The sequence below is a fragment of the uncultured Gemmiger sp. genome (assembly GCA_944388105.1).
In the GTDB taxonomy this organism is placed as follows: Bacteria; Bacillota; Clostridia; order Oscillospirales; family Ruminococcaceae; genus Gemmiger.
This window is the reverse complement of sequence record CALXHN010000071.1, coordinates 1-11,136: the sequence shown is the minus strand read 5'-3', so window position 1 is coordinate 11,136 and position 11,136 is coordinate 1. Positions and strand designations below refer to the sequence as shown.

At 66.7% G+C, this 11,136-nt stretch carries 10 protein-coding genes; 5 read left to right on the top strand and 5 right to left on the bottom strand.

The genetic code is table 11. The annotated features are described in order from the left end of the window. The first annotated feature begins 395 nt into the window (after nt 1–395). Nucleotides 396–521: a hypothetical protein gene (locus Q0K17_RS08355; protein ID WP_294542132.1), complete on the top strand. Its 126-nt coding sequence runs from the start codon at nt 396–398 to the stop codon at nt 519–521. After that, nucleotides 518–2,062: a recombinase family protein gene (locus Q0K17_RS08350; RefSeq protein ID WP_294542129.1), complete on the top strand. Its 1,545-nt coding sequence runs from the start codon at nt 518–520 to the stop codon at nt 2,060–2,062. Before Q0K17_RS08355 ends, Q0K17_RS08350 begins: the two co-directional genes overlap by 4 nt. On the opposite strand, the gene Q0K17_RS08345 is transcribed toward Q0K17_RS08350, so the two are convergent. After that, on the bottom strand, nt 2,059–2,667 hold the full coding sequence (locus tag Q0K17_RS08345; protein ID WP_294542126.1) for a hypothetical protein: 609 nt from the start codon (nt 2,665–2,667) through the stop codon (nt 2,059–2,061). The genes Q0K17_RS08350 and Q0K17_RS08345 overlap by 4 nt on opposite strands. Nucleotides 2,668–2,808: 141 nt before the next feature. Between Q0K17_RS08345 and Q0K17_RS08340 the strand changes: the two genes are divergently transcribed. From Q0K17_RS08340 to Q0K17_RS08330, 3 genes are read left to right on the top strand one after another with little or no spacing between them, the layout of a single operon-like run. Further along, on the top strand, nt 2,809–3,693 hold the full coding sequence (locus Q0K17_RS08340) for an aldose 1-epimerase family protein (RefSeq protein ID WP_294542124.1): 885 nt from the start codon (nt 2,809–2,811) through the stop codon (nt 3,691–3,693). After that, on the top strand, nt 3,693–5,720 hold the full coding sequence (locus Q0K17_RS08335) for a DUF6311 domain-containing protein (protein ID WP_294542122.1): 2,028 nt from the start codon (nt 3,693–3,695) through the stop codon (nt 5,718–5,720). The genes Q0K17_RS08340 and Q0K17_RS08335 overlap by 1 nt, the downstream gene beginning before the upstream one ends. A gap of 13 nt (nt 5,721–5,733) precedes the next feature. After that, nucleotides 5,734–7,986, top strand: coding sequence for a hypothetical protein (locus Q0K17_RS08330; protein WP_294542120.1), 2,253 nt, complete (start codon nt 5,734–5,736; stop codon nt 7,984–7,986). Between the two features lie 53 nt (nt 7,987–8,039). Here Q0K17_RS08330 and Q0K17_RS08325 read toward each other — a convergent pair whose 3' ends face one another. The 4 genes from Q0K17_RS08325 to Q0K17_RS08310 all read right to left on the bottom strand — a co-directional run. Beyond that, nucleotides 8,040–9,566: a DUF4153 domain-containing protein gene (locus Q0K17_RS08325; protein WP_294542118.1), complete on the bottom strand. Its 1,527-nt coding sequence runs from the start codon at nt 9,564–9,566 to the stop codon at nt 8,040–8,042. Between the two features lie 20 nt (nt 9,567–9,586). Next, nucleotides 9,587–9,811, bottom strand: a complete 225-nt coding sequence (locus Q0K17_RS08320; protein ID WP_294542116.1) for a helix-turn-helix transcriptional regulator — start codon at nt 9,809–9,811, stop codon at nt 9,587–9,589. A 13-nt stretch (nt 9,812–9,824) separates the two neighbouring features. Continuing rightward, nucleotides 9,825–10,304, bottom strand: coding sequence for a DUF2975 domain-containing protein (locus Q0K17_RS08315; protein ID WP_294542113.1), 480 nt, complete (start codon nt 10,302–10,304; stop codon nt 9,825–9,827). 167 nt (nt 10,305–10,471) lie between these two features. Further along, the coding region (locus Q0K17_RS08310) for a hypothetical protein (protein WP_366776818.1) at nt 10,472–11,136 on the bottom strand (665 nt) is incomplete at its 5' end.

Sequence of the window (11,136 nt, the reverse complement as noted above, 5' to 3'; positions counted from 1 at the left end):
CGGCGAAGGCCTGGACCGGAGTCAGGGAAGCCAGCATCGCAAAGACCAGCAGTACGCTGATCACGCGGCGTGCCTTGAACCATAACTTGTCCATATAGTTCTCCTTTCCGGGTGCACAGCACCCTTCACTAATTGCCTCGTCAGAGGACAATTCATGACTTTATGCTCCTATCATACACCCCGCCGGTCACAATTTGGTCACAAAACCCCTGCGAGAATGGAAAAGCCGGCTCTTTTTTCAAACTTTTTTCCGTTTTCTGTCCAAAACAGGTCCATTTCCGTTCGCCGCGGGCGGAAATTTTGTGCTGTGGACCATCCCGCACGCATGGGCGGCCCCGCGGCCTGCATACCCATAAAGGGACCGCACCTGCTATTTTCCGGAAGGAGGTCCTTTCATGAAACAGCCGCCGCTGTCCATACGGGAAGTCTTTCTCACCGCCGATCTGTCCCAGCGCCGCCGCACCCTGTGCCGGCTGGCAGAATCCTGGCTGCGCACCGTTGTCCGGCAGGTCCGGGGATGAGGGCCGCCATCTACTGCCGCCTGAGCAAGGAGGACGAAGCCCTGCCCGACGGTCCCCGGGAATCCGAAAGCATCCAGAACCAGCGCGCCATGCTGCTGGACTACGCCCGACAGCAGGGCTACGAGGTGACGGGCATCTATACCGACGAGGACTACTCCGGCATTGACCGCGGCCGCCCCGGATTCAACCGGCTGCTGTCGGCCGCCCGGGCGGGGGAATTCGATGTGATCCTGGTCAAGACCCAGTCCCGCTTCACCCGGGATATGGAGCTGGTGGAAAAATACCTGCACGGGTTGTTTCCTTTGTGGGGCATCCGGTTCATTGCGGTGGTGGACCATGTGGACACCGCCGACGCCGCCGGCAAGAAAAGCCGGCAGATCAACGGCCTCATCAACGAGTGGTATCTGGAAGACCTGTCCGCCAACGTCCGCTCGGTGCTCACCCACAAGCGGCAGGCGGGGCAGTACATCGGCGCCTTTGCGCTGTACGGGTATGCCAAGGACCCGGCCGACCACAACCGTCTGGTCATCGACCCGGAAGCCGCCGGGGTGGTGCGGCGGATCTTCGGGCTGTATCTGGCCGGGTACGGCACCACCCGCATCGCCCGCCTGCTCAATGCCGAGGGCATCCTGCCGCCGGGGCGCTACCGCCTGCAAAAAGGAACCATACCTTATTATAGTAGCGAAGCTTCCGGGCAGAGCTGGACCAAGGCCACCGTCCACCGGCTTTTGACCACCCGTACCTACGCCGGGGACCTGGAGCAGGGGCGGCACCGGCGGGTGAGCTACAAGTCCCGCCGGACCGTCTGGCTGCCCCGCCGGGACTGGATCGTGGTCCCCCACACCCATGAAGCCATCATTGACCCCGCCGATTTCCAGCGGGTCCAGCAGATGCTGCATGGTCGGGCCCGCAGCGGCACCGGCGGCCAGGTCCATCCCCTGGCGGGCAAGGTGGTCTGCGGTCTGTGCGGCCGGGTGATGGAGCAGACCGGTTCCGGCCGCACAGGGAAGGACGGCCGGCGGCCCCGGTATTTTCGCTGCCGCACCGCCCTGGCCGACAAGCATCTGTGTCCCGGCCAGCCGTACCTGCCCGCGGCGGCGCTGGAACAGGCGGTGCTGGAAGCCCTGCGCCGGCAGCTGGGCCCTTTTCTGCATCCCCAGGACCCGGCCCTGCTCCCCGCCGACCGGGAGCAGGCCGCCCGACAGGGGGAGTGTTGCCGGCTGCGGGCAGAGCTGGCCCGCCGGGACGCCGCCCTGGAAAGCCTTTACCTGGACAAATGCAGCGGCCTGTTGGAGGAAAGCCAGTTCCTGGCCCTGAACCGCCGTCTGCGGCAGGAGAGTTCCCGGCTGCAGGAGCGCCTGCAGGCGCTGGAATCCGCCCCCGACGCCGCAGCCGTCCGGGCCGCTCTGCAGGCCCGACTGCGGGAAGCCGCCGCCCTGCCCGTGCTGGACCGGGCCCTGGTCAGCCTGACCATCCGGCAGATCCTGGTGTACCCGCCGGATGGCGGGGCCCGCCCCATCGAGATCCGCTGGGATTTTTAACCGGTGCGGCGTGGAAAGCAGCGTCCCGCCCAGGTGGGATAGACCTCGCCGGAGGCCACGGTGGCGATATATTCCTGAAAGGGCACCGTCACATTGCGGGCGGTCTCGGTGGGGCGGCCCAGATGCACCGTGATGGTCTTGGGCACCACCACCTCGGTGAGCACCCTGCCCTGGGGGCAGTTTCCCGCCGGGGCCGGACCGCTGCCGCCCCGCCCCGAAAACAGGGGATGGGGCGGAATGGTCACATTGTTTTCCGCCGCAATGCCCGCGGTGGCCACCGCGGCGTCGGCGGGCAGGAACTGCAGCCGCGCCACCGTCTCCTGTCCGTCAAACACCTGCACGCCGCCCAGACGCACCGTCTGCCAGCCTTCCTTTTCGGCCACCAGGTCATACACGGCGTAAGGCCGCACCGACGTGTTCCCCTCGTCCAGACTGTAGGAACGGTCGGGGGCGGCCAGCCCCGTCTGTACGGCGGTGCCGTTTTCGTCGGTTTCCAGGCGGGCCACGACCACCCCGGTCTCGTCCAGAACGGTCACCCGCACCCCCGCCAGCGGCGCGGCCTGTTCGGCCAGAGCCGCGGCGATCCAAATACTGCCAATCGGCATAGGTAACACCTCCCTGCCAACAAAATATGTTTTTCCCCGCACCCCTGTGCCCCCGCGGCGGAAAAAACAGGGAGGTGCCCTTCCCATTTTTCCGGGTTTGCGCTATACTGAAGGAAACAAATCCTTGGGGGGTATCCTGAAATGCGCCATACCATTGAAAACGAATTCATCCGCCTGACCGTGGACACCCACGGTGCCGAGGCTGTCAGCGTCATCAACAAGCAGACCGGAGCCGAGATGCTCTGGCAGGCCGACCCGTCCGTCTGGGCCCGCCACGCGCCCATCCTGTTCCCCTACACCGGCAAGCTGACCGGCGGCAAGATGCTGGCCAAGGGGATGGAGTACACCGGCGGCCAGCACGGCTTTGCCCGGGACGTGGAACACACCCTGGTCAACCGGACCGACGACACCCTGGTGTTTGAGCTGCACGCCAATGCCGAGACCCTGAAGAAATGGCCCTATGCCTTTGTCCTGCGCTCCACCTTCACCCTCAACGGCAAGACCGTGGGCCACACCCTGACGGTGGACAACCCGGTGGAGGACCAGCTGCGGTTCGGCATCGGGTATCATCCGGCCTTTGCCATCCCCTTTGACGACAAGCACACCACCACCGACTACGAATTCCGGTTCAGCGAGCTGGAAAGCCCCCTGTGCATCAGCAGCCTGCCCAACGGTCTGCTCAACGGGCGGGAGTTCTACTATCTGGCCCGCAACACCAAGGCCATCCCCCTCACCGACGACCTGTTCCAGAACGACAGCTTCTGCATGGTGAACCTGCGCAGCGCCAACCTGGCCATTGTGGAAAAGGACACCGGCCGGATGGTTTCCTGCAACATTGAGGGATATCCCTATGTGCTGATCTGGTCCGCCAAGGCCAAGCCGGTGCGGTTCGTCTGCATCGAGCCCTGGCAGAGCCTGCCCGGGGAGGAGAACGGCCCCATCGACTGGGACCAGCGCCCCTGTGCCGCCAGCCTGGAAGAGGGCGAGACCTGGTCCACCACCCTGTACACCACCTTTGAACGGTGATGGCCCGCTGTACACCCCATTGCCGCGCCCGGGCCTGGGCGCTGGCCGGCGCCCTGCTGGGCGCCGCTGTTTTTCTGGCCCTGTACGGCGTGCGGGTGCTGGACCCCACCGACGCCGGTTGGATGCTGCAGGCCGGGGCGGACCCCGCCCAGCATTATCTGGGATGGGTGCAGTACCGCCACAGTGACTGGCATCTGCCCTACCTGGGCATGTCCTATGCCACCATCTATCCCCACCGGGTCAGCGTGCTGTACACCGATTCCCTGCCCTTGTTCGCGGTGTTTTTCAAGCTGCTCAGCCCGCTCCTGCCCGATACCTTCCAGTATTTCGGCTGGTGGGGGCTGCTGTGCTTTGTGCTGCAGGGGGCCCTGGGCCAATGCCTGATCGCCCGTGTGGGCGGCGCCCGCACCCACACCGCCCATGCCGCCGCCCTGGCGGGGGCGGGGGTGCTGCTGCTGTTTCCCGCCCTGCGCATCCGCATGTTCGCCCACACCGCCCTGGCCGGCACCTGGCTGGTGCTGGCTGCCCTGTGCCTGTGGGCCTTTGCCGGTACCCTGTGCCGCACCACCCTGCGGGCCTGCCTCTGGTGGGCCCTGCTGGGTCTGCTGGGCGCCGGGATCCACCTGTACTATCTGCCCATGATGGGCATTGTGGCCGTGGGCTGTGCCGTGGCGGCGCTGCTGCGCCGCCGGGGTGCGGCCTATGCGCTGCTGCCCATCCTGTCCTTCTGCGCCGCCGCCCTGGGGGAACTGTTCCTGCTGGGCGCTTTTTCCGGCAACTATTCCGGCACTTCGGCGGGCTGGCTCAACGGAGCCGACCTGGCCGATCTTTTTGTGCCCGGTTTTGATGACGGCTTTGAATCCTACGTCTATATCGGCCTGGGCGGGGTGCTGCTCTGCGCCCTGGCCCTGACGGCGGGGCTGATCGCCTTTGGCCGCCGGAAGGATAAGCCCGCCCTCTGGCGCCGCATCGCCCCCTGGGCCGTGTCGGCGCTGGTCATCGGTCTGCTCAGTGCCTTTGCGGCCATGTCCGACACCGTGACCTTTGCGGGGCACACCCTGTTCACCTGGCCCATGCCCGGACCCCTGCTCACCCTCTGGTCCATGTTTTCCTCCTGCGCCCGACTGGCATGGCTGCTGGGCATGCTGCTCCTGGTGCTGGGGGCCGGTCTGCTGCTGCGGGTCTGCGAACCCCGCTCCGCCCTGGCCCTGCTGGCGGTCTGTCTGGCCGTACAGACGGCCTCCCAGTGGCCCTCCCTGACCGCCACCGCCGCCAATTACCGCAGCGATGCCCGCTACACCTACACCTCTCCCCTGCGGGACCCGGGGTGGCAGGCCGTGGCGGACAGCGGCCTGATCCAGCACCTGTCCTTTGCTTCGCTGGACTGGTCCTCCTCCACCTTCTGGGGATGCGCGGCGCTGGCGGCGGAAAATGACTGGACCATGAACAGCTTCTATCTGGCCCATATGGACACCGTCACCGCCGCCGACAGCATTCCCGCCCAGATGGACACCCTCCAGCCCGCCACCCTGTACGTTTTTTCCAGCAAGGGGGACGAGCTGCGCCGGGGCCTGTATGACCTGCATTACTACCGCCTGGACGGGGTGCTGGTGGGCAGCCTGGAAGAGCTGCCCCTGCCGCCCGCCGAGGCGGCCTCCGGCACGGTGGCCGTGGACCTGGACACCCTGGGATTTGCGGAAGGCTCTTCCAGCACCCATGATGCCGACGGCGGCATCACCCTGGCCGGCGGGGAGAGTGTTTCCGGAGCCGGCTGGACCCTGCTGCCCGGGCGGTATGTCTGTACCATCCGGGGCGAAGGGCTGGACCACTGCTATGTGCGCAGCGGTTACCACCTGGAAAAGCAGCCGTATCAGGCTCTGGACATCGTATTTCTGGAAGGCAGCGCCCAGGTGGTGTCCTTCCAGTTTGACCTGGGGACCAACGCCCCGGGATGGGAGTTTGCCGTTCATACCCTGGACGACCGCTCCCTGCGCCTGCAGGAAGTGACCCTGACCAAAATCAGTTGAAAGGAGGCGGCCTATGCCGTCCAATCTGCCGGCCGCCGGTGTGGCGGCCCGGGTGCGCCGCCGGCCCGCCCTTGTGGTCCTGCTGGCAGCGGAACTTCTGCTGCTGGTGGTGGCCTTTTACGGGGCGCTGCGCCCCCTGCCCGCCTGTACCTTTGCCCCCGCCGACCTGGAAAACTGGGCCGTGGAGGCAGCCCTGTCCACCGACGAAGCGGGCCGTACCGGCAACGGCACTCCGGGACAGGCCCCGGCGGAGACCCTGTTTTCCACCCCGATGCTGGACCTGCCCGCCGGGTATTACCGGATCACCGTGCGCTATCGGGCCCAGGCCTGGGTGAATGACGACGGAAAGATCGCCGTTCCCAGCCTGAGTTCCTACACCGAGCAATCCGGCACCGTGTACACCTATGAGGGACATCTGGACCCCGGTGCAGACAGCCAGACCCTGGATCTGTGTGTGGGCGGTCACAGCACCGACGCCCGGCTGCTTCTGCGGCACAACGGCGCGGTGTTTTATCTGGAAAGCCTTTCCCTGGCCCCCAACCGGGCCCTGATGCTGCTGTTGGCGGCGGGGCTGGCCCTGGGCCTGCTGGCAGCCGACCTTCTGCTGGCGGCGCTGCTGCCCTCCAGTCCCCTGGCGGTGCCGGTCCCGGCCCGGGCGGCCCTTCTGGGGCTCGGGGGGATGGTGGTCCTGGCCTGCCTGCCCCTCTTGCAGAACAACGGGGCCATGGGCGGCCATGACCTGTACTTCCATCTGCAGCGCATCCAGGGCATTGCGGACAGTCTGGCCGGGGGCGAGTTCCCGGTGCGGCTGTACCATGAGGTGAAGAGCGGGTACGGGTACGCCCCCTCCCTGTACTACGGGGAGCTGCTGCTGTATCCGGCGGCGCTGCTACGCCTGCTGGGGCTGGATCTGCGTCTGTGCTACCAGGGATATATCTGGGCCATTACCCTGGCCACCGCCCTGGTGAGCTACCGCTGCCTGCGGGAGATCTTCGGCCGCCGCGGACCGGCGCTGCTGGGCGCCGCCCTGTATCTGCTGTCCCCCTACCGGCTGGTCTGCCTGTATGTGCGGGCGGCCGTGGGCGAATACACCGCCCTGCTCTTTCTGCCCCTCATCGCCCTGGGCCTGTGGCGGCTGTACACCGGCCGGGGCCGTGCCTGGGTCCTGCTGGCCGTGGGATTCGGCGGCCTGCTGCAGACCCACATCATCACCCTGATCCTCACCACCCTTCTGGTGCTGTGCCTGGTACTGGCCCTGTGGCGCCGGACCTTCCGCCGCCGCGTTCTGCTGGAATGGGGCAAGGCCGCCGGGGTCTGCATCCTGGTGAACCTGTGGTTCCTGGTACCCTTTGTGAGCATGGCGGGGAGCCGGCTGTCCCAGAAAAGCGGCGGCCTGGACGTGCCCGGGCTGACGCTGGCCCAGCTGCTGACCCGGGGCGAAACCGCCGTCTGCGGGCTGGCCCTGCCCCTGGGCGGGGCGCTGCTCCTGGCCGTATACCTGCTGTTCCCGCCCGCCCCCGGTCCGGCCCGCACCGCCGGCCTGTGTGCCCTGGCGGTGGGCGCCTTTTCCCTCTTTGCCAGCACCGACCTTTTCCCCTGGCAGACGGTGACCCGCCTGCCGGTGCTGGGGACCCTGCTGGGCTCCATCCAGTTCCCCTGGCGGTTCCTGGGTCTGGCGGCCTTTGCGCTGGCCCTGGCCTCCGGCTGGGCGGTGCAGGGACTGAGGCAGGCGGGCAGGGCCTCGGCCGCCCGGGGTGCCGGCGCGGCCCTGCTGGGCCTGACCCTGCTGTTCTGCCTGCAGTTTTTCCCCGACCATGTATCCCTGGACACCGACAGCTATCTGGGGGATCCCTCCCAGTGGCTGGTGCTGGACAATTCCAATCAGGTCTGGCCCATGGATGACCTGTATCTGCCCCGGGGCGCCGTGCCGGAAGGCCTGGGCTTTGCCGCCGCCCAGCCGGCCGGCATCCAGGTGGAGGAGATTTTGCGGGACGGCCGCACCACCACCATCACCTGTTCCACCGGGGACGGGGAAGGGTTTGTGGACCTGCCTTTGCTGTATTATCCCGGCTATCAAACCGACACCGGCACCCTCTACCCGTCGGAGCAGGGTCTGGTGGGGCTGGCGGTGCCTGCCGGATTTGAGGGCACCGTCACCGTGACCTGGCGGGAACCCAAGCGCTGGCTGGCCGCCGACCTGGTCTCGGCGGTCACCCTGGCCGCCCTGGCGGGACGGGCGCTGTACCGCCGCAAAAAGCAAAGATAAAAACAAGACCCCCGTGTTCTGCCCGAAGGCAGCGCACGGGGGTCTTGCGGTTTTTATTCCCAGATCCAGGCGTAGGTCTGCATCTCCCACTGTTGTTCCGGGTTCAGATCCATGGACAGGAGCGCCTCCTCCAGGGCAGCGGCCAGATCAGGGCGGCTGCGGGTACAGTCGTCCAGCAGGTACCAGTCGATCTCGGCTGCCGTGCCCGTTCGGACCCGGTCCAGGTGGTCCCGCATGCAGAGATTCTCCATATCGGTACCGCAGAGCACGCAGAAGCTCACCGCCGCCGCCAGCACCCAGATGCGCACCGCCGGCAGTCTGCGCCACAGCCGCAGCAGGGCCAGCACGGCGGCCAGCCCCAGCACTGCCAGACACCAGGCGGAGATGACCCGCCGGGGCGTCAGGCCCCACAGCCGGACGTATACCCCCAGCTTGGCGGCGGCCAGACCCACGAATCCCAGCCCGAAGACGCAGAACACCGTGAGCAGGATCCGCCGTCGGCCGGGGCGGTCCACCGGGGCGGGGCCAAGGAAATGCAGGGCGGCCAGCACCCCGAAGTCCAGCACCAGCACCCGGCACAGTTCCCAGAAGCCTTCCACCGCAAACCGGGAGGCCTCCGCCGCTTCCAGCGGCAGAGGCGCCCCCAGGGCGGCGGCGAACTCGGCGCACTGCACCCCGAAGAAGAGGGCATACACGGCGCACAGGGCCCCCACCGCCAGGTTGGCGGTGACGGCGGGCAGCCGGGGTGCCAGACCCAGGGTGCGGTAGAAGGCGGCCTCGGTCAGGGGCGGGGCGCTGCGGCGCAGTCCGCCGCCCACCAGCCCGAAGAGCCACATGCCCACCGGGATGGACAGGACCAGGGCCACGGCATCTATCCCGTCCAGTTTCCAGTCCAGCGGCCGCAGCAGGTCCTGCACCAGCCGTCCGAAAGCGGCATCCGCCGCGGAGAGCTGGGCGGCCGCATACCAGGCCAGCACCAGGGCCAGCACCACCCCGGCCAGGACTTCCAGGATCCGGCGGCGGGAGCGCACCCGCCCTTTCAGGCAGGCCTTGCCCCCGGCCCACAGGGACCGCAGCCGCAGGAAGAATCCGGTCCAGGGCAGCACAAACACCCCGGTCATTCCGTCCACCGCCACCATGGCGTTGGCCTTGCCGGCGGCCTGCATGCCGGTGCGGCAGAGCACACAATACACCGCGGTCAGATGCCACACCAGCGTCTGCCAGGGCGCCAGAACATCGGCGTGGGGGCCGTACGCCCCCAGGGCCGCACTCTGGGCCAGCCAGCAGGCCGCCCAGAACCAGGTCTCCCGGTTTCCCCTGCGGCCCATGCCCCGACTGAACAGTTCCACCCCCAGCAGGAACAGCACCGCAAAGACAATATAGGCGGGTCCCCGCATGGAGCCCATGAGCACATGTCTGGTGTAGTACCAGGCCAGCGGATAGCTGAGCACCGCCGCCGCGCCCCACACCAGAGGGCTTCCGGGCAGAGGGGGAAAGGCCGTTCCGGCCACCGCGGGCAGATTTTGGGGCGCACTTGAATAGAGGGGACGCCCCGCGCCCTCTTTGTAATTATTTTGCATAATATTACCCTCTGTATATTTCAGTGTGGTTCGGCCCCGTCATCGGGCCGGTATTCCAGCAGGTCTCCGGGCTGGCAGTCCAGTACCCGGCACAGGGCTTCCAGGGTGGAAAAGCGCACCGCCTTGGCCTTGTTGTTTTTCAGGATGGACAGATTGGCCGGTGTGATGCCGATCTTGTCGGCCAGTTCTCCTGCGCCCATGTGGCGGCGGGCCATCATCACATCCAGATTCACATAAATGGACATCCGTCTTCTCCTTTTACACCGTCAGGTCCAGTTCGTCCTTCATGTCCACCGCCTGACGGAAGGCATTCATGATGACCCGGACGATCAGCGCCATGAATCCGGCGCACAGCCCCAGGGAAAAGACGAAGGGCAGCCGCAGCAGCAGTCCGGCGGGGGTGCACAGGAAGGCGGCCCCGGCACAGAACCAGCTGATGCGCCACAGCGCGGCCACGTTGGCCCGCACAAAGACGGCCCCCTGCTGCACCCGGCCCAGGAACCGGTACAGGTTGTACAGGGTGGCAAAGGCCAGCGCCGCGCACACATAGCCCAGCCCCAGCAGCCCCGCGCGCAATGCGCCCAGGGCGGCGCTGCCGGTGTAGTCCCGCAGGGCCCAGTTCACCAGCTGCGGACCGCACCCCACCATGAACAGGCAGATCAGCCCCATGCACAGGGTACTGAACTGGCTCAGGGCAATGCTTTTGTCCCGCCCGGGGGCGGGGGTCTTATCCGGCATACAAAGTTCCCCTTTCTGTCTTCAGCTTAGCCTTACCATACCACAGTCCATATCGTTTTGCAAGTGTTTTTTATCGTTTTTCAATAAATCTTTTTCGTTTTTCGATGGAAGCAGGCCGCAAAAAGGCCCGCCGTTGCCGGCGGGCCCGCATTTTCCGTATTTCTTGCTCACTGGCCGGTGGTGTCGGTATCCACCACGCAGTCGGCCTTGTTCTGGATGTCGAACACCCGGAAGTACCCTTCCTCCAGGGGGATCCAGCAGCTGCGGAACATGTCGTAGTGTTCCCCTTCCCGGACGCGCAGGCGCTGTTCCTGGCAGGCAGGCGGGCAGGTCACAAAAACCGTCAGGTCGTACCCGCCCAGAATGGGATGGTGGCTGTAACTGCCCTCCAGCACCAGCAGGCTGCCGGCCGGCACCGGGATCTCGGCCTCAAAGCAGTCTGCGTGGCAGTCATAGGGGCGGTACACGCCGTCCCGGCCCTCCCGCAGCGGGTCCAGCACCTCGGCCCGCAGGCGGGCAAAGTCCATGTTGGCCGCCGGGGTGGCCTTCCAGTTCTGGGACCGGCGGGCAAAGGGCAGGTAATAGTCGTCGGTGTGCACCACCGGACATCCGAACGCCCGCCCCAGTGCCACCCCCAGGGCGGTCTTGCCGCTGCCGCAGCGCCCGTCCACCGCCACAATGGCGGTCCTGCCGCTGCGGGCCAGGGCTTCTACCCTGCGGCGCAGTTCCGCCGGGATCTCCCCGGGGATGGCCTTCATCCGGGCGCTCATAGGGCAATGGCCGTGCACAGACCGTCGTACATCCGGTCCAGCTCCGGCATCATGGCCACGGC

Bases quoted from the DNA above. Each gene is read 5' to 3' on its own strand.
- Q0K17_RS08335 (WP_294542122.1), top strand. From the start codon at position 3,693: ATGGCCCGCTGTACACCCCATTGCCGCGCCCGGGCCTGGGCGCTGGCC.
- Q0K17_RS08340 (WP_294542124.1), top strand. From the start codon at position 2,809: ATGCGCCATACCATTGAAAACGAATTCATCCGCCTGACCGTGGACACC.
- Q0K17_RS08325 (WP_294542118.1), bottom strand. From the start codon at position 9,566: ATGCAAAATAATTACAAAGAGGGCGCGGGGCGTCCCCTCTATTCAAGT.
- Q0K17_RS08345 (WP_294542126.1), bottom strand. From the start codon at position 2,667: ATGCCGATTGGCAGTATTTGGATCGCCGCGGCTCTGGCCGAACAGGCC.
- Q0K17_RS08330 (WP_294542120.1), top strand. From the start codon at position 5,734: ATGCCGTCCAATCTGCCGGCCGCCGGTGTGGCGGCCCGGGTGCGCCGC.
- Q0K17_RS08355 (WP_294542132.1), top strand. From the start codon at position 396: ATGAAACAGCCGCCGCTGTCCATACGGGAAGTCTTTCTCACCGCCGAT.
- Q0K17_RS08315 (WP_294542113.1), bottom strand. From the start codon at position 10,304: ATGCCGGATAAGACCCCCGCCCCCGGGCGGGACAAAAGCATTGCCCTG.
- Q0K17_RS08350 (WP_294542129.1), top strand. From the start codon at position 518: ATGAGGGCCGCCATCTACTGCCGCCTGAGCAAGGAGGACGAAGCCCTG.
- Q0K17_RS08320 (WP_294542116.1), bottom strand. From the start codon at position 9,811: ATGTCCATTTATGTGAATCTGGATGTGATGATGGCCCGCCGCCACATG.